This is a genomic window from Nostoc sp., assembly GCF_035638895.1.
In the GTDB taxonomy this organism is placed as follows: Bacteria; Cyanobacteriota; Cyanobacteriia; order Cyanobacteriales; family Nostocaceae; genus Nostoc.
On record NZ_DASQZC010000067.1, the window covers coordinates 1 to 25,563 of the forward strand.

General features: G+C 42.9%; 24 protein-coding genes, 1 tRNA gene and 2 pseudogenes. 14 read left to right on the forward strand and 13 right to left on the reverse strand.

Features of this window, described 5'->3' with window-relative positions:
* Positions 1-436: protein kinase domain-containing protein (locus VE944_RS02800; RefSeq protein WP_324971958.1), on the reverse strand; the 436-nt coding region annotated here is incomplete at its 3' end.
* Between the two features lie 190 nt (positions 437-626).
* Here VE944_RS02800 and VE944_RS02805 point away from each other — a divergent pair.
* The 3 genes from VE944_RS02805 (at position 627) to dhaL (ending at position 3,579) form a co-directional block, all read left to right on the forward strand.
* Positions 627-1,502, forward strand: coding sequence for an MBL fold metallo-hydrolase (locus VE944_RS02805; RefSeq protein ID WP_324971961.1), 876 nt, complete (start codon positions 627-629; stop codon positions 1,500-1,502).
* Positions 1,503-1,856: 354 nt separating this feature from the next.
* Entirely contained in the window at positions 1,857-2,930 is a 1,074-nt protein-coding gene (gene dhaK, locus VE944_RS02810; protein ID WP_324971964.1) for a dihydroxyacetone kinase subunit DhaK, read from the forward strand.
* Between the two features lie 16 nt (positions 2,931-2,946).
* Positions 2,947-3,579, forward strand: a complete 633-nt coding sequence (dhaL, locus tag VE944_RS02815) for a dihydroxyacetone kinase subunit DhaL (RefSeq protein WP_324971968.1) — start codon at positions 2,947-2,949, stop codon at positions 3,577-3,579.
* Between the two features lie 170 nt (positions 3,580-3,749).
* Here the strand turns inward: dhaL and VE944_RS02820 are convergent, their stop codons facing one another.
* Positions 3,750-6,041, reverse strand: coding sequence for an IMS domain-containing protein (locus tag VE944_RS02820; RefSeq protein WP_324971971.1), 2,292 nt, complete (start codon positions 6,039-6,041; stop codon positions 3,750-3,752).
* 767 nt (positions 6,042-6,808) lie between these two features.
* Here VE944_RS02820 and pdhA point away from each other — a divergent pair.
* From pdhA to fba, 5 genes are all read left to right on the forward strand, one after another.
* Positions 6,809-7,843, forward strand: coding sequence for a pyruvate dehydrogenase (acetyl-transferring) E1 component subunit alpha (gene pdhA / locus VE944_RS02825; protein WP_324971974.1), 1,035 nt, complete (start codon positions 6,809-6,811; stop codon positions 7,841-7,843).
* 161 nt (positions 7,844-8,004) lie between these two features.
* Positions 8,005-8,874 carry an aldose epimerase family protein gene (locus VE944_RS02830; RefSeq protein ID WP_324971976.1) on the forward strand — a complete coding sequence of 290 codons (870 nt, stop codon included), beginning with the start codon at positions 8,005-8,007 and terminating at the stop codon, positions 8,872-8,874.
* A gap of 61 nt (positions 8,875-8,935) precedes the next feature.
* Positions 8,936-9,007, forward strand: a tRNA-Lys gene (locus VE944_RS02835).
* Between the two features lie 102 nt (positions 9,008-9,109).
* Positions 9,110-9,802, forward strand: a complete 693-nt coding sequence (locus VE944_RS02840) for a Uma2 family endonuclease (RefSeq protein ID WP_324971979.1) — start codon at positions 9,110-9,112, stop codon at positions 9,800-9,802.
* A gap of 305 nt (positions 9,803-10,107) precedes the next feature.
* Positions 10,108-11,187 carry a class II fructose-bisphosphate aldolase gene (gene fba, locus VE944_RS02845; RefSeq protein WP_069070843.1) on the forward strand — a complete coding sequence of 360 codons (1,080 nt, stop codon included), beginning with the start codon at positions 10,108-10,110 and terminating at the stop codon, positions 11,185-11,187.
* A 201-nt stretch (positions 11,188-11,388) separates the two neighbouring features.
* Here the strand turns inward: fba and VE944_RS02850 are convergent, their stop codons facing one another.
* A complete protein-coding gene (locus tag VE944_RS02850) occupies positions 11,389-12,201 on the reverse strand; it encodes a carbon-nitrogen hydrolase family protein (protein ID WP_324971983.1) in 813 nt (270 codons plus the stop codon).
* 209 nt (positions 12,202-12,410) lie between these two features.
* Here VE944_RS02850 and VE944_RS02855 point away from each other — a divergent pair, with 209 nt between their 5' ends.
* Positions 12,411-13,004 carry a MarC family protein gene (locus VE944_RS02855; protein WP_324971986.1) on the forward strand — a complete coding sequence of 198 codons (594 nt, stop codon included), beginning with the start codon at positions 12,411-12,413 and terminating at the stop codon, positions 13,002-13,004.
* Positions 13,005-13,152: 148 nt separating this feature from the next.
* Here VE944_RS02855 and trxA read toward each other — a convergent pair whose 3' ends face one another.
* The 5 genes from trxA to cysH form a co-directional block, all read right to left on the reverse strand.
* Positions 13,153-13,476: a thioredoxin gene (trxA, locus tag VE944_RS02860; RefSeq protein WP_196522884.1), complete on the reverse strand. Its 324-nt coding sequence runs from the start codon at positions 13,474-13,476 to the stop codon at positions 13,153-13,155.
* A gap of 405 nt (positions 13,477-13,881) precedes the next feature.
* Complete coding sequence (locus tag VE944_RS02865; RefSeq protein WP_229553438.1) at positions 13,882-15,045, reverse strand: GuaB3 family IMP dehydrogenase-related protein; 1,164 nt, start codon at positions 15,043-15,045, stop codon at positions 13,882-13,884.
* Positions 15,046-15,479: 434 nt separating this feature from the next.
* Positions 15,480-16,010: a YdcF family protein gene (locus VE944_RS02870; protein ID WP_324971996.1), complete on the reverse strand. Its 531-nt coding sequence runs from the start codon at positions 16,008-16,010 to the stop codon at positions 15,480-15,482.
* Between the two features lie 315 nt (positions 16,011-16,325).
* Positions 16,326-17,579, reverse strand: coding sequence for an exonuclease SbcCD subunit D (locus VE944_RS02875; protein ID WP_324971999.1), 1,254 nt, complete (start codon positions 17,577-17,579; stop codon positions 16,326-16,328).
* A gap of 63 nt (positions 17,580-17,642) precedes the next feature.
* On the reverse strand, positions 17,643-18,368 hold the full coding sequence (cysH, locus tag VE944_RS02880; RefSeq protein ID WP_324972002.1) for a phosphoadenosine phosphosulfate reductase: 726 nt from the start codon (positions 18,366-18,368) through the stop codon (positions 17,643-17,645).
* A gap of 748 nt (positions 18,369-19,116) precedes the next feature.
* On the opposite strand from cysH, the gene VE944_RS02885 reads away from it, so the two are divergent.
* Together VE944_RS02885 and VE944_RS02890 are read left to right on the forward strand one after the other, a co-directional pair.
* A complete protein-coding gene (locus VE944_RS02885; protein ID WP_324972020.1) occupies positions 19,117-19,389 on the forward strand; it encodes a TetR/AcrR family transcriptional regulator in 273 nt (90 codons plus the stop codon).
* Positions 19,390-19,401: 12 nt separating this feature from the next.
* Positions 19,402-19,587, forward strand: a pseudogene (locus VE944_RS02890) (TetR-like C-terminal domain-containing protein); the annotation flags it as partial.
* Positions 19,588-19,711: 124 nt separating this feature from the next.
* Here VE944_RS02890 and patD read toward each other — a convergent pair.
* Complete coding sequence (gene patD / locus VE944_RS02895; protein ID WP_324972006.1) at positions 19,712-20,065, reverse strand: heterocyst frequency control protein PatD; 354 nt, start codon at positions 20,063-20,065, stop codon at positions 19,712-19,714.
* A 373-nt stretch (positions 20,066-20,438) separates the two neighbouring features.
* On the opposite strand from patD, the gene VE944_RS02900 reads away from it, so the two are divergent.
* Positions 20,439-22,709: a RelA/SpoT family protein gene (locus VE944_RS02900; protein ID WP_324972009.1), complete on the forward strand. Its 2,271-nt coding sequence runs from the start codon at positions 20,439-20,441 to the stop codon at positions 22,707-22,709.
* 66 nt (positions 22,710-22,775) lie between these two features.
* On the opposite strand, the gene VE944_RS02905 is transcribed toward VE944_RS02900, so the two are convergent.
* On the reverse strand, positions 22,776-23,036 hold the full coding sequence (locus tag VE944_RS02905) for an ATP-binding protein (protein ID WP_324972023.1): 261 nt from the start codon (positions 23,034-23,036) through the stop codon (positions 22,776-22,778).
* A 378-nt stretch (positions 23,037-23,414) separates the two neighbouring features.
* Here VE944_RS02905 and VE944_RS02910 point away from each other — a divergent pair, with 378 nt between their 5' ends.
* Positions 23,415-24,002 carry a prolyl hydroxylase family protein gene (locus tag VE944_RS02910; RefSeq protein ID WP_324972012.1) on the forward strand — a complete coding sequence of 196 codons (588 nt, stop codon included), beginning with the start codon at positions 23,415-23,417 and terminating at the stop codon, positions 24,000-24,002.
* 337 nt (positions 24,003-24,339) lie between these two features.
* A complete protein-coding gene (locus VE944_RS02915; protein WP_414690093.1) occupies positions 24,340-24,462 on the forward strand; it encodes an element excision factor XisH family protein in 123 nt (40 codons plus the stop codon).
* A gap of 180 nt (positions 24,463-24,642) precedes the next feature.
* Here VE944_RS02915 and VE944_RS02920 read toward each other — a convergent pair whose 3' ends face one another.
* The 3 genes and pseudogenes from VE944_RS02920 to VE944_RS02930 all read right to left on the reverse strand — a co-directional run.
* Complete coding sequence (locus VE944_RS02920) at positions 24,643-24,870, reverse strand: hypothetical protein (protein WP_324972014.1); 228 nt, start codon at positions 24,868-24,870, stop codon at positions 24,643-24,645.
* Positions 24,867-25,103 (reverse strand): hypothetical protein, encoded by a 237-nt coding sequence (locus VE944_RS02925; RefSeq protein WP_324972017.1) that lies wholly within the window; start codon positions 25,101-25,103, stop codon positions 24,867-24,869. The genes VE944_RS02920 and VE944_RS02925 overlap by 4 nt, the downstream gene beginning before the upstream one ends.
* 79 nt (positions 25,104-25,182) lie before the next feature.
* Positions 25,183-25,563 (reverse strand): annotated as a pseudogene (locus VE944_RS02930) (glycosyltransferase); the annotation flags it as partial.

Consider the following 25,563-nt stretch of genomic DNA (forward strand, 5'->3'; position numbering starts at 1 on the left):
CCAAAAGCTGTTTTATCTTTTCTTCGCTAAAAGCTCCCTGCTGCTGCAATTCTTGTAATAAATTCTGCCCCTCAATTAGCTCTTGCACCAAATACAGCCGCTTATCCTGTTCAAAATAAGCAATCAGACGCGGAATTTGCGGGTGTTCCCCCAAGTCATGGAGCCGCTTCGCCTCTTGCTTAAATAACTCCGTAGCTTTCTCAAGTGCATTCGTTCCTTGAACTTGCGGGATAAATTGCTTAATTACACAAGGTTCATCTATCTTATCTGCATCCTTGGCTTCATAAGTTCTGCTAAATCCACCTTCACCCAAAAGTCGTATTACTCGGAAGCGGTTTCTAAATAATGGTGTGAGTGTTTGTCCACACTTAATGCAAAACTTGTTGTCATCAGGGTTAAAGGGATTTGAACAACTGGAATTAGAACAGTAAAGCATATTTGGGAATATCTCAGCAGATAATGTCTATACTCAGTTTTCCCAATTTATGCTGACTCAGTTTCATGACTCGTTTATATTGTGAGCAGATTTATTTCTACTGGCATCTACAATCTCAACTCACTTTTGCTAGTGTAGCGATATAAGGTTTATCGCTCCCCAGTATGCGGCTGGAAGCAAAAGGATTAATATGGCTCATTTAAATCAGCGTCGTCCCCAAAATGTCAACGGCGATTTTTATGTAGATAGTACCTGTATTGATTGTGATACCTGTCGCTGGATGGCTCCTGAAGTATTTTATGATGTTGATGATCAATCGGCTGTTTATCATCAACCATCGAATGAGGCAGAAAGATTAGCCGCACTGCAAGCACTTTTGGCATGTCCTACTAGTTCTATTGGTACAGTTGAAAAGCCAAAAGATATCAAAGCAGTTCAACAAAGTTTTCCAATATTAGTAGCGGAAAATGTTTACCACTGCGGCTATCATTCTGAAAAATCTTACGGTGCTGCTAGCTATTTAATTAAACTTCCAGAAGGTAACATTTTGGTAGATTCTCCCCGGTTTACGCCGCCTTTAGTCAAGCAGTTGGAAGAACTGGGGCCAATTCGTTATATGTACCTAACTCATAAGGATGATGTGGCAGATCATCAAAAGTTTGCCGAGCATTTTCAGTGCGATCGCATCCTCCACGTTGATGATATTACTGCGGATACTCGCAATGTAGAAATACAGCTAACTGGTTCCGAACCATTTGCTTTGACTCCAGATTTCTTAATTATTCCAGTCCCCGGTCACACCAAAGGACAAACTGTTTTACTCTACAAAAATAAGTTTCTCTTCACTGGCGACCATCTCGCTTGGTCAGAAAGCTTGCACCAACTGGCTGCATTCCACAATGCCTGCTGGTATTCTTGGTCAGAACAGACTAAATCAATGCGTAACTTGGCTAATTACTCTTTTGAGTGGGTGCTACCAGGTCATGGGCGAAGGTTTCATGCTGATAAGGAAACCATACGCCAGCAGATGCACAAGTGTATTGAGTGGATGGAATCTTTGAATTGACATTAAATAACTGACTTTTTACGTCATATAGAAAAATCCTCTAGCCACATTTTTGTCAAAGTGAAACTCTCACACTCACCGAATCCTGCCCAGAACTGAAGTTCAGGGCTGATAGCGAAAGTCCACTCAAGTGGACTGAATTGCTTATTTAGTCCACTTGAGTGGACTTAAGCTATGAGACTCGGAATTCATTCCGAGGCGGGATAGAAACGCAGTGAGAGATTTATTAATAAAGATATGACTGTGGACTTGTATGTACACCGTACCTTTTTAGGAGAGAGGTCAAATTATATTGCATACAAACCAGAAGCGCTATAACCTGGGTTTTAGCACCCTTTTAGCCAAACACGGATTATGAAAAAGCTGATCAACAAGCCGGAAGACTTTGTGCGGGAAAGTCTAGAAGGTATGGCGGCGGCTCATTTCGATTTAATTAAACTGAACTACAATCCTGCTTTTGTCTATCGAGCCGATGCACCTATACAAGGGAAAGTAGGAATTATTTCTGGTGGTGGCAGTGGACATGAACCAATGCACGCTGGCTTCGTGGGCAAAGGAATGCTTGATGCAGCTTGTCCTGGTGAGGTTTTCACTTCACCTACTCCTGACCAAATGCTAGAAGCAGCAAAGCTTGTAGATGGAGGCTCAGGTATCCTTTATATCGTCAAAAATTACAGTGGCGATGTGATGAACTTTGAAATGGCAACAGAGTTAGCCCGTAGTGAAGGTATTCGATCGCTAAATATTTTGATTGATGACGATGTAGCAGTGAAAGATAGCCTCTATACCCAAGGACGCCGGGGTGTAGGAACAACAATACTAGCGGAGAAAATTTGTGGTGCGGCGGCTGAAGCTGGGTATGATTTGCCACAAATAGCAAATTTATGTCGTCGAGTAAATCTGAATGGGCGGAGTATGGGAATTGCTCTAACATCTTGTACAGTGCCAGCTAATGGAACGCCAACATTTGAATTGAGCGATCGCGAAATCGAATTAGGTATCGGTATTCACGGTGAGCCAGGAATAGAACGTACAGCCATCAAATCAGTAGACGAGATTACCGAAATTTTGACGCGATCGCTCCTTGAAGATGCACCATACAGCCGCACACTGCGCGAGTGGGATGAAGACAAAGGAGAATGGGTAGATGTAGAACTGACAAATCTCCCATTTGCCAAAGGCGATCGCTTATTAGCTTTCGTCAATAGTATGGGTGGAACTCCGGTTTCGGAACTGTATATTGTTTACCGCAAACTCGCCCAAATCTGCGAACAGCAAGGATTGCAAATTGTGCGAAACTTGATAGGCCCTTACATCACATCTCTAGAAATGCAAGGTTGCTCCATTACCCTGCTGAAATTAGATGATGAAATGATTCGGCTGTGGGATGCACCAGTCAAAACACCAAGTTGGCGCTGGGGAATTTAACTAATTACGAATTAATATGGTGACTCAAGCGCAGATATTACAATGGTTGCAGGCTTATGCAACTGATATAGAGCAGAATAAAGCATATTTGACAGAATTAGATGCTGCGATCGGAGATGCAGATCATGGGATCAATATGGATCGCGGCTTCAAAAAGGTAAGCGCTCAGTTACCAACTCTTACAGACAAGGACATCGGCAACATTCTCAAAACTGTCAGTATGACCTTGATTTCTTCCATTGGCGGTGCTAGTGGCCCTCTTTATGGCACTTGGTTTTTGCGAGCAAGTACAGCAGTAGTTGGTAAGCAAGAATTAACAGAACAAGATGTGTTAGGGCTACTCCAAGCAGGCTTAGACGGCGTGCTGCAACGTGGCAAAGCGCAACTAGGAGATAAAACAATGGTTGATGTGCTATCTCCGGCTGTAGCCGCTTTTGGGCAAGCTGTAGGAGAAAGTAAAGGGACGTTGGAAGCTATGCAACAGGCTGTAGCAGCAGCCCAAAGGGGGTTGCAGGAAACTATACCAATGCAGGCGAAAAAGGGACGGGCTAGCTACCTGGGGGAACGGAGTATCGGACATCCAGATCCAGGAGGGACTTCTGCTTATTTGATGTTGAAGAGTTTGTTAGGTGTATTGGAAACTATTTGAGATTCAGAAGTTGAAGCAGATTTTGAAGCTTGAAATTATTCCAACTCAAAGCTACTGAAGTTTCAATAGTTAAATCTCCAAGTTTTAAGGTTAGTCATCAAAGCAGAACCATTTTCAAGACTCTGGATTAGCGCTGGGGTAAGTCGTAGAGATTACCTAAAAATTCAAACTTATCTAATTATCTGATTGACAGCAGATATACTCTGGATACGCCATTTACCGCGTTCTCGAATCAAATCATATTGAACTCGCAAATCCTCGTTAGAAGAATTTTGAAACTGACCATTTTCATATAACTGCTTTGCTTCCTTAACCGTAGCTTTCACTACGGCACGATCTGCAAGTAAATCACTTTCCTCTACAGAGTCTATCTTCAGACTATGGTCGTACTTGTAGTATTGGTTTTCTAACTTATACTTTTGAGCAGTCTGCCGCGATTGAGACAAAACTGAACCAGTTAAAATCTGCTCTAAATTATTAATTTCATGATTCGGCCCAAAAGCTTCAGCTTTGGTTAATAACCAAGCCCGAATGACTTCCTCTGCTGTTGCATTTGTTAGAGGCCCTTCTGCTAATTCTGGTTTACTATTTGGATCAGGAATAGATATTGGTGGTTGATTTATCTCGACAAACAACTCTGAACCACGCACAGTTGATGTAGGAAAAAACATATTTTTTAACCATCCAAAAGTTGTTGTGGCTATCACCCAAAGAACTAATAGACTCACCAAAGAAATAAACACTCTCCATACCAGCCGTGTTTTTCCTTCTATGGTGTTAGCAAAAGTTCGCCGCCGTCGGGGACGACGAGAATGAGGACGATTATCTGGTATACGCTCTCGGATAGTAGATGGAGTAGGTTTTCTCCGCCGACGCTTTTGGTTATGGCCGGGTGCAGCAGCCTTACCTGAACCATTTAAATGCTGATTAGTGCCTCTGCTCATCCGTTCGGCAACAGGAACATCTGATTTTACACTCTCAGATGAATTCCATATTGGTGGTGAGAAATTTGAATATTCGGGTGTTTCTGGCAGATCTACCTCAGGTGTTCTGCTGTGATTAAATTGCCCTAGAGTCCTAGCTGAATTGTTAGGGAAAGGAGAATTCTTTGTCTTCGGCTGGGGAAAATATTGGGGATTAATTACAGCCCATTCATTAGTTGTTTCTGCATCCGTTGGCAGTGCTTCTAAATAAGCTTGCACCTGTTGGTTAGCAAAGTAATCTTTTAGAAAAGCTTGCTGGTTTGCTAAATCCCGAAAATGGGGAAATACTTCGTGTTGCAACCACTGTTCTGCATATAGACACAGCCCCGGTAATAAATCTGGAGAGTCTTGAGATTTTTCTCGAATAAAAGCTAAAGCTTCGTATTCCTGACTAAGTTCTAAAACACGAGTTGCTTCTTCAGTTTGCCCTAAGAGTAATGCACATAGCGACTGTTCTAAATGTACATCTTGGCGTTTGCCCAGACGCATGAGCATTTGCCTTGCTTGACGAATTAAAGCCGGTTGCCGTTGAGCAAATCCGCGTGCTATCAAGGCATAAACAGCTAAGTAAGTGGCAACAGCAGAAGGACGTTTGCTTTGGGCTTCAAATAACTTGTGCTGTTCCGCGACTGTTAAGTGGTTGCGTAACTGCTGGATAAATCGCAGAAAGTCATCTATATTTAAACCAGATTCATCGCTGTTCGTGCCATCAATGCCACCACGATCTTCTAAAAGGTTTTGCAATAATTCCAAGCCTTGGCGTCGTTCGGCAGTTTTTTCTTGAGGTAGTGCCAACAACTCCAAAATTCGGTATGGTCGCAATTTGTAAAGATCCGCCTGAATTTCTGCCTGTACAGTGGAGAACAACCCTTCGCGTACTAACAGTTCTTGACCGGTTTCTAGGGATATGGCAGCATTTTCGTAGTGACCTTGCTGCCACTGTTCACGACCTAATTCGAGACAAGCCAGGGCAACAGTGAGAACAACATCTGGATGTTCAGCGCTTTCGTATATTTCTTCGTCTGCTGAATTATTACTTTTTCTTACACTTTTAGCACCATTTTTATTTACCAGGTAAGGACGACCTAGTTTCAATACAAGCTCGTATTCGCCCAACTCTTGCAAAATTAGCAAAGCGCCAACTAATTCGTCTTGGCTAATTTCGATACCCAGACTCTGGGTGTCGCTACCCCTTTTGGTGCTTTCTGGACGATTTTCCTTTGCTACTGCGGCAGCAGCAAGGTTATCTGGGTCATAGGCGTGGGCAAGATACAGATGGTCGTAGGTACTGCGTTGTTTTGGATCTGATAAAACCACGTAAGCTTCTTCTATGAGTTGTTTACGAGAAGAAATTGCTGCCTGAGAATACTCACGTCGAGGCAATTGTACAATGCGATCGCTGTATGCCTGCCGCAATTGTTCATTACTTGCCGCCAACGGTAGTCCTAAAATTCGGTAGTAATCTAGCGGAATTCGCACAGCCTACTTCCCCTGCACCGTGATCAACATAATTCACCTAGAGCGTTCCAGGCCTGTAAAACCGTGCCATAACAATGCCGTATAGAATTTACTCTACAAGTGTATATTGCAACAACTTGTTTTGTACCTTCCCGAAATTTTGAGTCACATTCTAGTACTAATTTTTTGCTTTCGCCTAGAAAGCCTCAATTGTTTGTCTTAATTCTTAGTATTTTTGTTTAACACAACTATTATCAGCCTTCGATAGCACAAACCACAACTACCGCTTTTAATCACGGCATAATTGTTGTGGTTGCAAGAATCTATTGATGATTGATTTTTTTCGGGCTTTCCCCACTACGAGGTAACAAAATACTACTATTGCGAGTTGACCCTGATAACTAGAGACGCAAATGATATCATAATTTACCTTTAATTACAATTACCGATTTGGGTATATAGATTTTTGCCCCCTTTTTTTTAAATTGTTAATGGATATGCAGAAAGGAATCTATCTTGATTGCTAGTCTATGAAGGGGAATAGTGAGAGATAAAAACCCGAAGCGGCAGATGTTGCCCTTAGAGTCAAATCCTCACAGGACATGGGCTGAAAAGTTAAAAATCAAAAAATTAAAAATTCAGCTATTCCCTAAGACCCTTTTTTGGTGCATAAATAAAGTTTGATTGTTGAGTCTTGCAAACGCTAGCCTGTTAAAAGCTTAGGTGTTATCAGACCAACTTATTTAAGACCGTAAGTTTAAGTTGTACAACAGGGATACTCAAAAATAATGGTTCAAGAGCGTACTTTACCCACTTTTAATCCTGCTACTACGCACATTACTAAAGAAGAAGGGCTACGGTTGTATGAGGATATGGTATTAGGGCGCTTGTTTGAAGACAAGTGCGCTGAAATGTACTACAGGGGCAAAATGTTTGGTTTTGTCCATTTGTACAACGGTCAAGAAGCTGTTTGCAGTGGTGTTGTGCAGTCAATGCGACCGGGTGAAGATTACGTTTGTAGTACTTACCGCGACCACGTTCATGCTCTCAGTGCGGGAGTACCAGCAAGAGAGGTAATGGCAGAATTATTTGGCAAAGCCACAGGTTGCAGCAAAGGGCGCGGTGGCTCCATGCACATGTTTTCTGCTGAACATCGTTTGCTAGGTGGCTACGCTTTTGTGGCTGAGGGAATTCCTGTGGCAGCTGGAGCAGCTTTTCAAAGCAAATACCGCCGCGAAGTACTAGGAGATAAAAATGCTGACCAAGTGACAGCTTGCTTTTTTGGCGACGGTGCAGCTAACAACGGTCAGTTTTTTGAGACGCTAAATATGGCAGCCCTATGGAAACTGCCAATTCTTTTCGTAGTCGAAAATAATAAGTGGGCCATTGGTATGTCTCACGAACGAGCCACTTCTCAGCCAGAGATTTATAAAAAAGCTAGTGCATTTAACATGGTGGGCGTGGAAGTAGATGGCATGGATGTACTAGCAGTCCGAGCCGTGGCTCAAGAAGCAGTAGCCCGTGCCCGCGCAGGTGAAGGCCCAACATTAATTGAGGCGCTTACCTACCGCTTCCGGGGTCACTCCTTAGCAGATCCTGATGAAATGCGAAGCAAAGCGGAGAAAGAATTTTGGTTCGCCCGTGACCCCATTAAGAAGTTGGCAGCTTATTTGCTGGAGCAAAATCTCGCAGATGCAGGAGAAATCAAAGCCATTGACCTTAAAATTCAGGATGTAATCGACGAAGCCGTTAAGTTCGCCGAAAGCAGCCCCGAACCAGACCCTAGCGAGTTATATCGTTTCGTGTTTGCAGAAGACGAGTAAATTTTGGGGGCTGGGGATTGGGTACTGGGTACTGGGGACTAGGGACTGAAGACTAGGGACTGGGAAAAAGTTATTCTAATCCCCAATCCCCGATACCCAATCCCCAATCCCTAATCCCCAATCCCCAATCCCCAATCCCCAATACCCCAGGACTAAAATTTGTGTTTAGCATTGCAGTTCAACAGCAACAGTACAAGACATACATTCTTTCTGATGAAGCCGCAGGTTCTCAATTAGAAGTCGTACCAGAACGCGGTGGTATCATCACTCGTTGGCGCATTCAAGGGCAAGAAATTTTTTACCTGGACACTGAACGCTTTACTCATCCTGAGTTAAGTGTTAGAGGTGGGAATCCAATTTTGTTTCCTATTTGTGGCAATCTACCAGATAATACTTACACTCATAACGGGCAACAGTATACTCTCAAACAACACGGTTTTGCGCGTGAATTGCCGTGGAAAGCAACAGAACAAGAAACTGGAGATAAAGCTAGTCTCACTGTCGTTCTTGATAGCAATGAGCAAACCAAAGCAGTTTATCCTTTTGATTTTCAGCTGGCTTTCACCTACGAGCTTCAAGGTAATACCCTAGAAGTCCGCCAGCAGTATAAAAACTTGTCATCCACACCAATGCCTTTTTCGGCTGGTTTCCATCCCTACTTTCTCTGTGGTGATAAAACTCAGTTAGAGCTTGAAATTCCTTCTAAGCAGTATCAAGACAATCAAACTAAGGAAATTCACTCTTTTAACGGCAATTTTGACTTTAGCCGTGATGAAATTGATTTTGCCTTTGGACAGTTAACGAGTCAATCGGCCACTGCCATAGATGGCAGTCGGAAGTTAAAACTCACTTTAGATTATGATGATTTCTCTACCTACCTGGTATTTTGGACAGTCAAAGGCAAAGAATTCTATTGTCTAGAACCGTGGAGTGCCACCCGTAACTCTCTCAATACTGGTGATAACCTGACTGTGTTAGCGCCAGGAGCTAGCCATACAGCATCTATAAGGTTGACTGCTAATTTTTTCTAAACCTCTTTACAAATCTACAGATGTCTGTGCTATGATGGCAAAGTTGCGAAATGCAGCGAAAGGGTCGCTAACTCAACGGTAGAGTACTCGGCTTTTAACCGATTAGTTCCGGGTTCGAATCCCGGGCGACCCATAAAATTAACATATTACTAAATTAAAAGAACGCGATCGCAGCATTCAAGAAATTTCTGCAATTCGGTAGGATAAGCATAGATTAATCCTAAAGACCGTTGTCATGGTAAAAACACTTCCACAGCATTGGACAATTCCCCTTCTGGAAAATGGCGACAAACTCAGCCTTTATGAATTTGAGCGTCGCTACAATGCCATGCCTAAATTGAAAAAAGCCGAATTGATTGAGGGAATTGTCTACATCATGCCTGCTACTTTACGTTTTAGAAGTCATGGTCAAGCGCATGGTTGGATTCTTACATGGCTCGGTACTTACGAAGTTGCGACACCAGGTGTAGCTTTGGGAGTAGAACCCACTGTGCGCCTAGACTTAGATAACGAACCTCAACCAGATGCTGTACTTCTGATCAACCCAGAAGCGGGTGGTCAAGCAAGGCTGAGTGACGATGATTATATTGAAGGCGCACCAGAGTTAATTGTCGAAATTGCTGCTAGTAGTGTCGCCATCGACCTTCATGCAAAAAAACAAGCCTATCGTCGCAATGGAGTCAAAGAATATATCGTCTGGCAAGTACTCGATCAGAAATTGACCTGGTTCTATTTGGAACAGGGTGAGTATCTAGAGTTAGCTAGTGATAGTGACGGTATTCTGCGAAGTCAAATTTTTCCAGGGTTGTGGTTAGGGGTTGCAGAGTTATTAGCGGGGAATATGCAGTCCGTGTTGACAATTTTACAAACAGGCTTGCAATCTCCTGAACACGCAGCATTTGTCCAGAGACTAGAGCCTTTTGCCTGATGCGATCGCTCGTAGATTTGGCAAAATAGTTAGGAGTGCGATCGCTTTGAAATGACCATTTGGGATACTGGGCTACCAGAGCTACTAGCTGTAGGGTAACTAAATCTACAGCAATACAGAGCAACTATGGTTCATAGTACAGGAGTATAGAACATAGTTATAGTAACGATGGCGTAAACTTTTTCAACATAGATACACGCCACTAGTTATAATTTCCTATAAGTTGAAAAAACTCTTAAGATTTAGCGTAATTATTACGCTTCTCTCAGACCGACTAGCTGACAACCACATTAGGAGGACTATCTATGGCGCTTGTACCACTGCGGCTGCTGTTGGATCACGCAGCTGAAAACGGTTACGGCATCCCAGCTTTCAACGTTAATAATTTGGAGCAGATTCAGGCGATCCTGAAGGCTGCTGTCGAGACAGATAGCCCCGTAATTTTGCAAGCTTCACGCGGCGCTCGTAATTATGCAGGAGAAAACTTCCTCCGTCACCTGATTTTAGCTGCGGTAGAAACCTATCCTCACATTCCCATTGTCATGCACCAAGATCATGGTAATGCGCCTGCTACCTGCTACTCAGCAATTAAGAACAACTTCACCAGCGTGATGATGGATGGTTCTTTAGAAGCTGATGCTAAGACCCCCGCTAGCTTCGAGTACAACGTTAATGTTACCCGCGAAGTTGTAAATGTAGCTCATGCTTTGGGTGTAAGTGTTGAAGGTGAACTTGGTTGTTTGGGTTCTCTAGAAACTGGTGCTGGTGAAGCTGAAGATGGTCACGGATTTGAAGGTACACTTGACCACTCACAACTGCTAACCGACCCCGATGAAGCTGTTGAATTCGTAGAAGCAACCCAAGTAGATGCTTTGGCTGTTGCCATTGGCACAAGCCACGGTGCTTACAAATTTACCCGCAAGCCGACTGGTGAAATTTTGGCAATCAGCCGCATTGAAGAAATTCACCGCCGTCTGCCTAACACCCACTTGGTAATGCACGGTTCTTCTTCTGTACCTGAAGATTTGCTTGCGCTGATTAACCAGTATGGTGGCGCAATTCCTGAAACCTACGGTGTACCTGTAGAAGAAATCCAAAAAGGTATTAAGAGTGGTGTACGTAAAGTAAACATCGACACCGATAACCGTTTGGCAATTACTGCTGCTGTCCGGGAAGCTTTGGCTAAAAAACCAGAGGAGTTTGACCCCCGTCACTTCCTCAAGCCTTCTATTACATACATGCAGAAGGTTTGTGCTGAACGCTATCAGCAATTTGGTACTGCTGGCAATGCCAGCAAGATTAAGCAAATTTCCTTGGAAGATTTTGCTGCTAAGTATGCTAAGGGTGAACTCAACGTTGTTACCAAGGCAGCTGCTAAAGTTTAATTTTGACAACAAATAAATAGGAGCATAGTCCTGCTATCCTCCTAAAAAACTGATGATTTTAATGTTGTCAGAAACCGGGTATTTACCCGGTTTTTTGTTTTATTCATAAAGGCTGGGAATGGGGAATGGGGCATTGGGCATTCGTCGATAATCAATAGTTCTTCTTCACCTGCTCCCCCTGCCTCCCCTGCTCTCTACTCCCTAGAACACCCGATGCTGTAAAGATGGCATTTGACGACGGACTTGTTCGAGCCTAGTGGGCTTGATTTCTGCGATCGCAATCCCTGGTTTTTCCCCGGCATCGGCTAAAATTACGCCCCAAGGGTCGATAATAACGGCGTGACCGTGGGTTAGACGACGGCCGTAGTTATTGCCTGTTTGGGCAGGAGCAATGACGTAGGCGGTATTTTCGATGGCTCTGGCTTGTAGTAGTACTTGCCAGTGATCTTTGCCAGTAAAGGCGGTAAAGGCGGCGGGAATAAAGATAACATCAGCTCCCTTATCTGCCAGATGACGGTACAGTTCCGGGAAGCGGACATCATAACAAATAGAAAGTCCTAAATTACCAAGTTTTTCGGAAAAATGGACGGGTGGTAGTTGCGTACCAGCCACAACCGTGCTGGATTCCCGATAGGTGTTGCCGTCGGGGACATCAACATCAAATAGGTGTACTTTGTAGTAACGGGAAAGTTCTTGACCGTTTGGATCGATAAGTAGAGTGGTGTTATAAACTTTGCCTGTATTATCTACCGGAAGTGGAAAGCTGCCGCCCAAGATCGTAATTTGAAAGCGTTGAGCCATTTTTTTGAGAAATTTTTCGCTTTCAAGAGCGATCGCATCACCTTGCGCGAGCTTGTCTTTTTCTTCTCCCATATAGGAAAAGTTTTCTGGCAAACCTACCAATTCAGCGCCTTGACGCACGGCAAGCTCTATTAATTCTTCTGCCTGTGCCAAATTTTTTTGTAGATCGGGCACACTGGTCAATTGAATAGCGGCGGCTAAATAAGACTTCATAGATTCAACAACGAACAGTTGATTTATGGAAAAGCGATTATCAAAATATATCGTTACTTCAACATCTGTGGAACTTAATTAAAAATCCCTCAGCCAAGATTTTCTTTACCAAACTTGTTTTATGCTGATCTTAATCTTCCTCTGGGTTATAGCAAACTGAGCAAGATAAAGATTAGGTTGTGATCAAACCTTGATAAAAACTGTCTACTGTGGATATTTCTATTCTCATTCAAACATTTATCGCTGTGTTTGTCTTGGCGGATGCTGTAGGCAATATACCGATTGTTTTAGTTTTGACTAAGGGCATGATGCCAGACCAAAGAAACAAAGTCATAGATAAAGCAATTGTCATTGCGATCGTAGTTCTTTTGCTATTTGCCTTTGCAGGGCAAATAATTTTAAATTACTTGGAAATCAGTATCGGCTCTTTGCGAGTAGCAGGAGGACTATTGTTGCTGTTAATTGCTTTGCAAATGCTGCGGGGAGAATTAGATCAGCCGATTATTGAAGAAGGACGCGATGTTGCAATTACTCCACTAGCTTTACCACTGCTAGCGGGGCCGGGGACTTTGACGACGGTGATGTTATTGATGTCGAAATCACAGAGTCCGCATATTGCTGTGGCGGTGGGTATCGTAGGGGCAATGTTTGTCACTTGGTTAATTTTGCGTTTAGCAAATCTGATTGACCAGTGGATTGGTGCAGAAGGTGGAGTGATTGTGACTCAACTTTTGGGTTTTTTGCTGGCGGCGCTAGCGGTGGAAATTGGTAGTACGGGAATTAGGGAGTTGTTTTTGAGCTAGAAAACTCCTAAAAATATTCTGAAAGTGTATACAAATGTAAATAAGTTTGAGAGACGAGAAATTCGCGCCTCTCAAACTTGTTTATAAAAATTAACCTAAAGTTAGAACAAGATGGATAACTCAAGAGGAGTTTATGTCCAATTGAGCTTCAAAGATACTTTTCGAGAGTGGAAGCTAATGTAGTTTTAGGCACAGCGCCGACTACCATATCCACTTTCTGTCCATCTTTAAAAATCATTAATGTGGGAATACTGCGGATGCCGTACTGACTAGCAACTTGAGGATTTTCATCCGTGTTGACCTTGACGACCTTAATTTGACCTTTGTACTGTTCGGAGATTTCATCGACAACAGGAGCTACCATACGGCATGGTCCGCACCAGGGTGCCCAAAAGTCAACTAAAACGGGTACATCGCTGTCGAGTACTTCTTGCTTGAAACTAGAATCGGTAACTTGCGCGGCTGTTGACATGCCTAAAACCTTCGCCAATAATATCTGAGCTTGGTGAAAATTCTACCATAGCAAAAACCTCAGCTTAGAAGTCCGAGGATGTACATTTGCAAAGAAGCTCTCTTATTTTATTTATAAACATAAGGAACCGCCCGAACAGTAGTCCGGGCGGAGTGTGGTGTGAGGAGTGAACGGAAACATTCGTCTCCGCTATCTCTATTGTAGGCGAGATATAGGATTTTTCCAGCAATTGTTTAAGGGGCTAGAAAAATTTTTTTAAGAATTGGGGAGTGGAAAGAGGCAGAGGGGCAGGGGGCAGGGGGACAAGTTGACAAAACTTGCAACAAGTCTTTCCCTTCCCCTTGTCCCCAATTCTCCTTGTCACCTTGTCTCTTCCCAATGCCCCATTCTCCATTCCCTATTCCCTTATTTCCCCATACCTAATTGTTGAGCTTTTTGGTAAACTTTACCCTCGGTTAACAGGGAAGGCGCAATCACAACTTCCACTTGCTGCATTTCTTTAATATTTTTGGCTCCTAGAGTGCCCATGCTGGTCTTTAAGGCTCCTAAAAGATTGTGAGTGCCATCATCTAGCCCTGCTGGGCCAACGAGTATTTGCTCTAGGCTACCGGTGGTGGCAACGCGAATCCGGGTGCCACGGGGCAACACTGGGCTGGGAGTAGCCATGCCCCAATGATAACCTCGTCCTGGGGCTTCTGCGGCTCTGGCAAAGGGGGAACCAATCATCACACCATCGGCACCGCAGGCGATGCATTTACAAATGTCGCCACCGGTGATTAAACCGCCATCAGCAATAATGGGAATATAGTTGCCAGTTTCCTTGTAGTAATCATCTCGTGCTGCTGCACAATCTGCGATCGCAGTTGCCTGTGGTACACCCACACCCAACACCCCACGAGACGTACAAGCGGCACCAGGCCCAATTCCCACCAGTACGCCAGCCGCCCCAGCTTTCAACAAATTCAAAGTGACTTCGTAAGTTACACAATTCCCCAGCACCACGGGGATGGGCATGGAACGGCAAAATTCTGCTAAATCAAGTGGTACTACAGACTCTGGTGATAGATGTGCAGTAGAAACTACTGTAGCCTGTACAAAAAATAAATCTGCCCCAGCTTTGGCTACTGCCTCACCGTATTTACTTGCACCGGCTGGAGTCGCACTTACCGCCGCAATGCCACCTTGTTGTTTAATTTCCTGAATCCGTTGTTCAATTAATTCTGGCTTTATTGGTTCGGCATAGAGTTCTTGCATCAGGGCAACAAATTCATCTTTCCCCACAGAGGCAATCCGATCTAATATTGGCTCTGGGTCAGTATAGCGAGTGTGAATACCCTCTAAATTGAGGACACCTAATGCTCCTAACTGTGACAAACGTACAGCCATACGAACATCTACTACACCATCCATCGCACTAGCAATTATCGGGATTTCTCGCTCAATATTACCAATACGCCACTTAGTATCTGCCAAACTGGGGTCTAGTGTTCTGTTACCAGGGACTAGAGCAATTTCATCTATTCCGTAAGCTCTGCGAGCTGTTTTTCCCCGCCCAAGTTGAATTTCCACGCTTTAATTTTTCTTAAATCTGTTTAAGCTAGGGTATCAAATTGTGAGATATGTTGGGGCGTTTTTTTCCTGAACTACACAGATAAATTTGAGCTACCCAAGCAAGCCGCCGCTCGAAACTTTGATTGACGCAAATTATTTACCAGGGAGCTAAATGAGCAAAAATTGTTAATTGGTTTTTATATTGTGTTCTTTGAGAGTTGGTGTTGCGCTAGTTTGTGGCAATTGGACAATTATAGTGTCTATTATTACTGAGTTAATGCCAATAAGATTGACATTAGTTCTCTTAATTTACCTATATTTGCTTAGGTCAAGATCAGACAAATTCTCATAAATGATACCAAGTTGGAATAGTTTGTATCGTTTCAAATCGATAAACCTTCTGAATCTGAAGATTTTCAATTCCAAAATCCAAAATCCAAAATTGGTTTGATTTACCGTTTATTTTTAACTGCATCCACACCAGTGTAACCAGTAGTTATCCAAAGTATCGCTCTAGCTCCATCGCGAATAGATTTTTCAATAGATTCAGGTGGTTTTTCTGAAGGAACTGGCACTGGTTTTAAATAAATACCTCGACTACCCAAAATAATTTCGCCGATAACACAAGCCCGGCGCATGTGGAAATCTGAAGTAATCAAATAAACGCTCTTGATGCCACGAGCTTGCAAATCATCTACCAACGTAGTAAAATTAGTGACAGTATCTACGGCTTCATAGTCCAAGTGTAAACGTTTGGGATCAACACCAGCTTTGCTAAAGACTCGTTGGGTGAATCTAGCTGGACTACCCCCAGTAATCCAAATTGGTATATTTGGATGCTGGCGAACAAACTGGGCCGTAAACTTCTCTCGCTCTAAACGTCTCGTTGAACCACCCAACACTACAACTGCTTGCGGCTGTACAATTTGGTTTTGTACTTCTTTGTATCCCCACCAGCTCATTAGCGGTAGGACAAAAGCCATAAAATGAAAAGATTTACGTGTAAAAAATAGCTTATTCAAGGCTCAATAACTTTATATACTAAGTCCAAAATTTCCTCTGGCTAGAAGAAAAACAACAATTGATAGTAGAGTAGCAAACTCCTATAAAGTGTGTCCAAATTTATATTTGGGTGATTTTCGTGTCACAGCGCGATTAAGCGTACTTGAAGTTTTTCCTCTAATTGATGGATTATCCTAACCGATATCGGACAATCCATCAAAGCGTTTTAGCATCTTCTCAAAGAACCCCTTCTAGGGTAGCCTAAACGGCAATTACAAATTACGAATTACTTTAACCTATTCATTACTTGCTGCTTCCAGCCAAACTTCTACATCATCTGCTAACAACTTATGTGCTGCATCCATCATTGATGTTGCTATGTCTTTGAGGTCTTCGCGGTTGTTCAAGTAAGTTTTCAAGGCTTCCATTGGGTCGATGCTGCTACTTGCTGTCAATTCAGGAATGCGAGGACGAGCTAATTGACTCACTAATTCTGCTTGAATGGTGTAGGTGTGAGCGGGACTTAAAGCAGTATGTAGAGAAGAACTGTCAATTAAATCCATCTGTTCGGAGCGGAGTTTGTAAATTAGCCGCACTACAGCATCTTGAATATCATACTTAGCGATCGCTTTCATTAACACCGCTTGCGGATCATCTGCTTTTGAGACATCCACTTCAATGGTGCGGAAAGTCCGAACTGTTAAGGGACAAAATTCCCATTCAGCCTTCCCTCGCTCCAGTTCTATCATCACATAGCCTTTGTCTTCTTTTTCTTCACTAAAATCTACCCGCTCAATGCTCCCTGGATAAATTACTGGTGGGTTGTTGGATTTATTCAGATTTTGGTGGCGGTGGACATGTCCTAAAGCTACATAATCAAAACAAGGTCGCGTTAGCAAAGATAAGGGCAGAGTAAAGCCTTTACCTACTGCCAAAAAGCGTTCTGCGCCCAAGGTAGCATTGTCAGACATCAAGTGAGCCAAAAGGACAGTTGGCACATCGGGGTCAAGACGGCGAATTTCCCCTTCCATAACAACTCGCAGACGTTCCGTTAAAAGTTGGTTGACTTCCGCCAAAGACGAACCTTCAGTCTCTTGGCGAGTCATCAGAGTTGAACGGGTGAGCCAAGGAAGGGTGATTACCTGCACTTTGCCATTGCGGGTTTCGATGCAGTGAGTGGTTAATGTGTCACCGACAACAAATCCTGGCACTCCCAAAGTGCGGTAAATATTTAAACTCGCGCCTCCCTGTCCTTGGGAGTGTTGGTCGTGGTTGCCTACCAACAGCACTGTCGGAATATTGGCATCCATGAGACGGCGAAATTGGCTGGCAAAAGCTTGCTGTACATAAGGCGGTGGTGTAGCATCTGGGAAAGCATCGCCACCAAATATCACCATATCAACAGCATCTGCCAACGCTCGATCAATACATATAGACAAAGTATTGACAAAATCCTCCAATCGTGTATTTAATCCAGTTGTGGGATTAATTCGTCCGTGAGAGAAGCCGCTTCCCATGTGGATATCAGAGAGATGGAGGATTTTAATCATATTTGTCCTTAGTCATTAGTCATTTGTCTAACATATTAATGACTAATGACTAATACATAACAACTAAATATGAATTCCGCATTCTGTTTTATCACTTCCCCGCCAACGTCCGGCGCGTTCGTCTTCACCTTCGCCTACTTTGGTGGTAATGGGTTGGTCGCCGATGCTGGGATAACCTTGGTCGTGTAGAGGGTTGTAAATGACTCCATGTTCAGCCACGTAAACCCAACTATCTTGGCGTGTCCAGGTAGCGATAGGATTTACTTTCAGCCGACCTTTACCGTCGAATTCAAATATAGGCATATTCGCACGGGTTACTGCTTGATCACGGCGGCGTCCGGTGATCCAAGCGACGCTGTTGAGTTCGTCTAGGCCCCGTAGCAGTGGTTCAATTTTTGTAATGTGGTGGAATTGGGCAATATCCTTGTCCCAGAGTTTGTCGCCATATTTGGCTTCAAAGGCTTCGCGGGTTTCTACATCTGGAGTTTTGAAAGTTTGCAGATCCAGGTTGTAGATTTGTATGGCTTTGGCTACTAATTCTAGGCTTTCAGGGAAGTGGTGCAAGGTGTCGAGAAAGATCACAGGGACGGGATGCTTCAGTTCACTGTAAAGAATATGGGTAATTATCATGTCATCCACGTTAAAGGCGCTTGTTTGCACCAGTCCCGTTGGGATATTCTCTATAGACCATGCCAGTATTTCTTTGGGAGTGGCAGTTTCAAATTGCTCATTTAATTTTTCTAAGTCAAAAGCGATCGCTTGGTTTCTAGATGCCGTGGATACTGTCATGATAATCTTCTGTTCAAATATTTTTACCTTGACTAAGGTTTATTTTACTCCACAAAGGCCCATATTCCGCTCGGAGATAAGGTAATTATTCTGTTCGGAAATTACTACATTGTGGAACTGGAGAATGGGTTGTGGGGAAATTAGTAATACGGTTCGGCAGGGGGAGCAGGGGGGCAGAGAAGGCTCTTGAGGAAAGAGGGTTATTGTTGAGTAATTTTTCTCTCAAGAACAGGTTCTCTTACCGAACTGCCCCCTGTCTGCCTCAACTAAGAAATTCCTTAACCCAACGGTATTGGGGAAACTAGGAGAATAATGCATTCTCAGTAAAAATATTTAAGTATAAATTAAGTAATTACTAAGAAAGTTTGCGGTAATTTAAGTTTTACAATGCTCTTATAGATATTTATACTGATTTTGATATGGTTAAGAAACAATTAATAAAAAGGATTTTACTTAAATGAACACTTCAAAATCCCCCAATCGCTTAGGTGAATCTATAATCATGGGCGCTTTAATGATGTTGACCAGCGTTAGCGTTATTACAATAATGAACTTTTTCTAAAATAAACATTTCTAATTTTAGCAATAAAACTTTACATAGCCCTGCTCAAAACTGAGTGGGGCTTTTAATTTTATTATCCAGAAAATCTGTGTATATTGACTTTCTTCTATGACTTTCGGCAGAAAATAATTTGGAAGCCGTGTTTTTACGTAGTTTTGCAAGCAGAAAATTTAAAATTGGGATGCGATCGCTTCCCGTGCTGGAGTTGGTAAAACGACTATCTATCGGCGTTACACTTCCAAAGAAGAACTAGTTGCAGACGCGATAGAAAGTTTGAGAGATGATTTACTGATCCCCGATACTGGCAAGTTTTGGGGAGACATGGATATTTTGATAAATAATACCGCTAAAAAAATAGATAGTCCCTTTGGTCGTCAGACACTCGCTTTGATAATTAGTACAGCATCTAGCAATTTTCAGTTTGCAGAGGTTTATTGGACAAAATATACAAAACTCTGACGTGAAGCCTTTTCTAAAGTACTTGAGCGTGCCAAGTCTAGAGGCGAAATTCACAAGGATGCAGACGTAGACTTAATTATTGACCTTGTAAGCGCAGTATATTGTGCACTGATATTCAAACCCACAACCGAGCCAGTAGAAGCATATATGCGCCGCACAATAAATCTTCTTATGAAGGGAGTGGGGAGTAGGGAGTAGGGAGTAGGGGAAAATTCTTATTCCTAACTCTTAACTCCCCACTCCCAACTTGTTACCAAAATAACTTTCCAGTACAGGTCATAAATGAGATGATGGAGAAATTAGAGAAAAAGGTGAACAATTGTTATTTTTCTCCTTCCGCTTCTGGTTGCAGGATGGCATCACAGTATTGAATGAGGGTTGTCAAGCGATCGCTAATCGTTTGAAGTCTCGTTTGTGCAGTAGATGCTTGCCGCGCTCCTTGCAAAAACATCACATCTATTGCCAACAAGCGCAGTTGCTTGCTCATTTCTGTTTGATAAGACTGCACTCGCCAGTTTTCATCAGCCAAAGGTACAATCTCCTGCCCAAAGAATTGCTGCAACGAGGCTACACGCTGCCGCAGTTCGGACGCAATGATTGGGGTAGTTGTGGCATCGGAGCGTAATCGCTCTAGTAAAGTTACGAGTGCCAAATATTTCTCACGGTTTAAAGACATCCAGGGCTAGTTAAGATAGTATTAATGTCAAGTAATTTTTCTTCTACAATAAACTTCTCTTTTAGACTTATCAGCACTAAAAGCCTCAAATCAGCATTTGAGGCTTTGTTTGCCATCAATGGATTTTCTTTCTTTATGATCCTTGAAACTCAAACTGGATGACTACCGGACGCTCCTGCGTCGCTCTAAGCGTTCGCGCAGCGTCTCGTAGAGAAGCCATGCCGCAGGCTTTACGCTACGCTATCGGCAATTGGAGAATCATCCTTACACTGTTTTTTCTACCCCTCTCTGGGCAACAGCATCTTCTTACTATGATGCTGCCAGTTTTATTTATCATTCACTTAATCTACCGATCCTATCCCAACCTAATTGTATGAGCAGTCTAGCTATAAATTCATCAATTAATATAACCATTCCGGAATGGTTAAAGAAATGTTTGAAGGAGTCATTCGCAACTAGTGGCGCACCGGAAGATGATCGAAGGCATAGTGATGCAGTCTTAATTGGTCGCGCATTTGAATTTGCTTACCAACTGCATCAAGGTCAATACCGCAAATCGGGAGAACCATACATCGCTCATCCTGTTGCTGTAGCCGACTTGCTGCATGATTTGGGAGGCAGTGCTGCTATGATAGCAGCTGGATTTCTTCATGATGTCGTTGAAGATACAGAAGTAACAAGTCAAGAAATAGAAGAACGCTTTGGCGCAGAAGTGCGGCAATTGGTTGAAGGTGTCACCAAGCTTTCTAAAATCAATTTCACCAGCAAAACTGAAAGTCAAGCCGAAAACTTCCGGCGGATGTTTTTGGCAATGGCGCAAGATATTCGGGTAATTGTGGTGAAATTGGCAGATCGTTTGCATAATATGCGAACTTTACAATACATGTCAGAGGCCAGCCGCCGCCGCAGTGCCCAGGAAACGCGAGATATTTTCGCGCCCTTAGCCAATCGCTTGGGGATTTGGCGAATTAAATGGGAACTGGAAGATTTGGCTTTTAAGTATTTGGAACCAGAAGCTTACCGCCAAATGCAAGAGCTTGTTTCCGAAAAACGGACGGCGCGAGAAGAGAAATTGGCTAGAGCTACGAACATGTTGCAAGAGCGTTTGCAGCAAGCCGGAATCCGCTTTCAGGATATTAGCGGTCGTCCCAAGCACCTTTATAGCATTTACCAAAAAATGCACCGCCAGCAAAAGGAATTTCATGAAATTTACGATTTGGCAGCGCTGCGGATTATTGTTCAAAGCAACGAGGAATGCTATCGGGCGTTGGCGGTAGTTCATGATGCTTTCCGCCCAATTCCTGGGAGATTTAAAGATTACATTGGGCTGCCAAAACCTAACCGTTACCAGTCGTTACATACTGGGGTGATTGGACTAACTGGCCGTCCTTTAGAGGTGCAAATTCGGACAATCGAAATGCATCATATCGCCGAGTATGGGATTGCCGCCCATTGGAAATACAAAGAAACTGGAGGTTCTAGTATTAGCCATTTGACAGGGACGGATGACAAGTTTACTTGGCTGCGACAACTGCTCGAATGGCAAACTGATCTCAAGGATGCCCAAGAATATCTTGATAGCATCAAAGATAATCTATTTGAAGATGATGTCTATGTCTTCACCCCTAAGGGGGATGTTGTTCCTTTAAGCCCCGGTTCTACCACTGTAGATTTTGCTTATCGCATTCATACGGAAGTGGGAAACCATTGTTCAGGGGCGCGGGTGAATGGGCGAATGGTATCTCTGTCAACGCGGTTACACAATGGCGATATTGTAGAAGTTCTCACCCAAAAGAACTGCCATCCGAGTTTGGATTGGTTGAACTTTGTCAGAAGTTCGGCGGCGAAATATCGAATAAAACAATGGTACAAGCGATCGCGCCGGGAAGAAAATGTCGCTCGTGGACGGGAATTGTTAGAAAAGGAACTCGGTAAAACTGGTTTTGATAGCTTGCTGAAGTCCGATGCAATGGAGACTGTCGCCCAAAAGTGTAACTACCACAGTGTGGACGATTTACTCGCTGGTTTAGGTTACGGAGAAGTAACGTTGAACTTAGTGCTAAATCGTTGGCGAGAAGTGGCGAAGGCACAACAACCAATTTCCATTGTGTCGCCATTTATCCCCAAAGAACCAACTACATCAAAAGCTTTGCGAGATGCACCTCCAACTACTTCCCGTGCCAGTGATTCGCCAATTATTGGGGTAGAGGGGTTGGTGTATTATTTAGCTGGATGTTGTACCCCGATTCCTGGCGAACCAATTATTGGTGTGGTGACGCGAGGTAGGGGGATTTCGATTCATCGCCAAGGCTGCAATAATCTGGAAACTGTGGAGTATGAGCGCTTAGTACCAGTTAGATGGAACCCCGCCGCCGAAAATAGTGGTCGTCCGCACACGTACCCAGTAGATGTTCAAATTGAAGCTCTTGACCGCGTAGGGGTACTAAAGGATATTTTGTCACGGTTGAGTGACCAGGGAATTAATGTCCGCCATGCTCAGGTGAAAACCTGTGCCGGTCAACCTGCATTAATCGACTTAGGAATAGATATACGCGATCGCTCTCAATTAGAGCAAGTGTTTGTCCAAATTAAGAAAATGAGCGACATTTTGAATATCCGCCGCGTTGGTCAAATTGACGAGTAAATGAGCCTGTAGGGTGCGTTACACTGCGTTAACGCACCAGTTTAATTTCAAATTTCGCTGAGATAGTCAGCCCTGGTCATAGGCGTAGGCGTAGCCCGTCGTAGACATCGCTTCTAATGGCAAAATTACTGTAAATGTAGATCCTTTTCCTAGCTGTGAATCTACTTTAATTTCACCATCCATTAACTGAACTAATCGAGAGACTATTGCCAAACCTAATCCTGTACCATCAGAACTTTGCACTTGGGGAGCAGTTACTTCCCGAAAATAGGGATTGAAGATTTGTGCTTGAGCATCTGGAGAAATACCAATACCAATACAGTTCAGTTAAGCATTTCTTTATTCTCTCAATGCCCTCTGCGTCTCTGTGGTAGCCTGCGGCAAGCCGCTCCGCGTCTACGTTAAAAAAATTGGCTTTGACAAAGAGTTTTAGCCTTAACTGAACCGTATTGGGTAAAAGCATTCAACATAAAAAACCCTACGATCGCGTGTGCTTGCGATTGTAGAGTTAGAGCTATGAGGTGTCGCATTATGAAATCTTTTAGATTGTATGTAAAGATTTGAAACAGATTAAACAACTGCGGGAGGATATCTCGGTAATGCTGGGGTTATAGTTTGAAAATAGATTGTGGAAACTAACTGTGCTTTCCAAAACAAATGGTTAGTTTACACTATCAGAAAACTTAAATTTTAATAGGCTCGACCATGACCAAGAAAAATTTGCTTGGCAACGAAATTTTCACGTTAGACAATATTCTTTCACCAAAAGAATGTGGTGAGTATATTACTTTAACCGAAAACATTGGTTATACAGATGCTCCTATTAATACCATTCGAGGTTTTGAAATACGTCCCGACATTCGCAATAATCAGCGTGTAATTTTAGATGACCAAAAACAAGCTTTTGATTTATGGCAGCGTGTATCAAGTTATATACCCAGCACTATTGGCAGATGGCAAGCGGTTGGACTGAATGAGCGTTTTCGTTTCTATCGCTATGACCCAGGTCAGAGATTTGCGCTTCATCATGATGGTTCTTATCGGCGACCTAACGGTGAGGAAAGTCTATTGACTTTCATGATTTACCTTAATGAAGGTTTTGAAGGGGGTGATACCCTTTTTCATCTTTCTCACCGATACTATGAAGATTTATCTAATATCGCCGTGGTTCCAGTAACAGGTATGGTTTTGTGTTTTGTCCATGACCTAGTACATGAAGGCGCTCCTATTATCCAAGGACGAAAGTACGTTTTACGCTCAGATATTATGTACCGTCAATTGAAATATTTTTAGATTTTTCCAGAGAAAGAAGTCCAGCACAGATACTAACTGCTATTTCCTGTGGCTAAAACTACAGCATCTTTTTTAACGTTTTTGCTAGTTGTTGATAGAAGTTAAGCATCTATGATGATAAACCGCAGAGGCGCAGAGGACACAGAGGAAGAAAAGAATTTAAGGTGAAGAGTTGTGGTCTTAATTACTCGTTATATAGTTGGAAATTTCCCTGTCGGCTTACTTAGTACAGCATTTCATAAATACGTGCCAAATTCAGTGCCAACAGGGTTTTTCAGGCTTGCTATACTCTAAAGTGATAGGCATAGTTCGTTTAAATTATTATGTTAGCAATTCAATGGCTAAAGATGTTTTTCATTATGCAGTTAGGAAAGGTTTAGAAAAGGAAGGTTGGCTGATTACAGATGACCCATTGAGGATTAAGGCAGGTGGGGCTGATATGGAAATGCTTACAATTTAAAATACTAGGACTTACGCACTGTACAAAATAACTATCTTGTGCATCAACCTAAATACGTTGTTTCAGGCTTTTATCAATCACCTTTGATTGAGTGCGATCGCTAAAATCTCATTGAAAAATCTAGCTATCAGCCTTGAAAACTCTACCTGTTATTTTGGCTTTTCTGTCAATGCGTAAGTCCTATAATGCTTCATACCCACCCTCAAATACCACTGTTCGCAGGTATTTGTACCCTTCTGTACCAACAGAAGCGATAAAATCAACGTCCTTACTCCAGCGATATTCATCAAACTCAAATGCCAGATGGGTTCCGCCACCAAAGTAAGCAGAACCCTTTCTAAGTATGTCAGAATCTAAGCATTCAAGAACTATAAGAATTTTGTTATGGTGTTCAAACCTGGAGGTCATAAACAAACTTGCAACCAGGATTTATAGCATCTGGCGATTTCCTTCAAAAAATTGAGTTCTTCACCCTCAAGATTGTTAAATATGCTGCGATATTGCCAACCACGCTCGTAGCGACTCAGCATTTCTTCTGAAGTAAACCGATATACATCAGCAGTTTGCCAACAAATTGACTCCAGAAAAGGCAGTTTTTTGGGGACAATAACAGGATTATTTGTGAGTGTTGCGGTTGTCATAATTCTTTTAATCAACCACTTTCGGTTTACTTTAATTTTAGATTAACACTAAGGATTTTGAAATTCAATTTTATCCCAACTATAAATTATCCGGGCTGGGGTAAACTCTTCCTTTCCAAGTGCCGCCGCGCCCTTGCCAGTGACGGAGTGCTGAGTCTAGAGTCATCAGGGTATAGAGAAAAGCGATCGCAGGTAAACTAAAGGCTAACCAGGGAGAACATTTATAAAAGCGGATTGTCGGGTAGTAAGCGAAAGTCATTAACAGCCATCCCAATAAACCCGTAAATGTGATCGCCCAATCGCCCCAAACTGCACCCAGAATTATACACACCGATGGAACTAGATAAATCAGAGGCATTCCTACCAAAGTTGCCAATAGTAGTAATGGAGAATAATTCAGTTGGGTATAAGCAGTACGAGCAACCATATCCCAAATTGTCGCCAGCGAGTCATAGGGACG

Coding starts and splice junctions, on each gene's coding strand:
- trxA (WP_196522884.1), bottom strand. CDS start 13,476: ATGTCAACAGCCGCGCAAGTTACCGATTCTAGTTTCAAGCAAGAAGTA.
- dhaK (WP_324971964.1), top strand. CDS start 1,857: ATGAAAAAGCTGATCAACAAGCCGGAAGACTTTGTGCGGGAAAGTCTA.
- VE944_RS02870 (WP_324971996.1), bottom strand. CDS start 16,010: ATGGCTTTTGTCCTACCGCTAATGAGCTGGTGGGGATACAAAGAAGTA.
- patD (WP_324972006.1), bottom strand. CDS start 20,065: ATGTCTTTAAACCGTGAGAAATATTTGGCACTCGTAACTTTACTAGAG.
- VE944_RS02805 (WP_324971961.1), top strand. CDS start 627: ATGGCTCATTTAAATCAGCGTCGTCCCCAAAATGTCAACGGCGATTTT.
- VE944_RS02920 (WP_324972014.1), bottom strand. CDS start 24,870: ATGACCTCCAGGTTTGAACACCATAACAAAATTCTTATAGTTCTTGAA.
- VE944_RS02900 (WP_324972009.1), top strand. CDS start 20,439: ATGAGCAGTCTAGCTATAAATTCATCAATTAATATAACCATTCCGGAA.
- VE944_RS02875 (WP_324971999.1), bottom strand. CDS start 17,579: ATGATTAAAATCCTCCATCTCTCTGATATCCACATGGGAAGCGGCTTC.
- VE944_RS02840 (WP_324971979.1), top strand. CDS start 9,110: ATGGTAAAAACACTTCCACAGCATTGGACAATTCCCCTTCTGGAAAAT.
- cysH (WP_324972002.1), bottom strand. CDS start 18,368: ATGACAGTATCCACGGCATCTAGAAACCAAGCGATCGCTTTTGACTTA.
- pdhA (WP_324971974.1), top strand. CDS start 6,809: ATGGTTCAAGAGCGTACTTTACCCACTTTTAATCCTGCTACTACGCAC.
- VE944_RS02910 (WP_324972012.1), top strand. CDS start 23,415: ATGACCAAGAAAAATTTGCTTGGCAACGAAATTTTCACGTTAGACAAT.
- fba (WP_069070843.1), top strand. CDS start 10,108: ATGGCGCTTGTACCACTGCGGCTGCTGTTGGATCACGCAGCTGAAAAC.
- VE944_RS02850 (WP_324971983.1), bottom strand. CDS start 12,201: ATGAAGTCTTATTTAGCCGCCGCTATTCAATTGACCAGTGTGCCCGAT.
- VE944_RS02915 (WP_414690093.1), top strand. CDS start 24,340: ATGGCTAAAGATGTTTTTCATTATGCAGTTAGGAAAGGTTTAGAAAAG.
- VE944_RS02925 (WP_324972017.1), bottom strand. CDS start 25,103: ATGACAACCGCAACACTCACAAATAATCCTGTTATTGTCCCCAAAAAA.
- dhaL (WP_324971968.1), top strand. CDS start 2,947: ATGGTGACTCAAGCGCAGATATTACAATGGTTGCAGGCTTATGCAACT.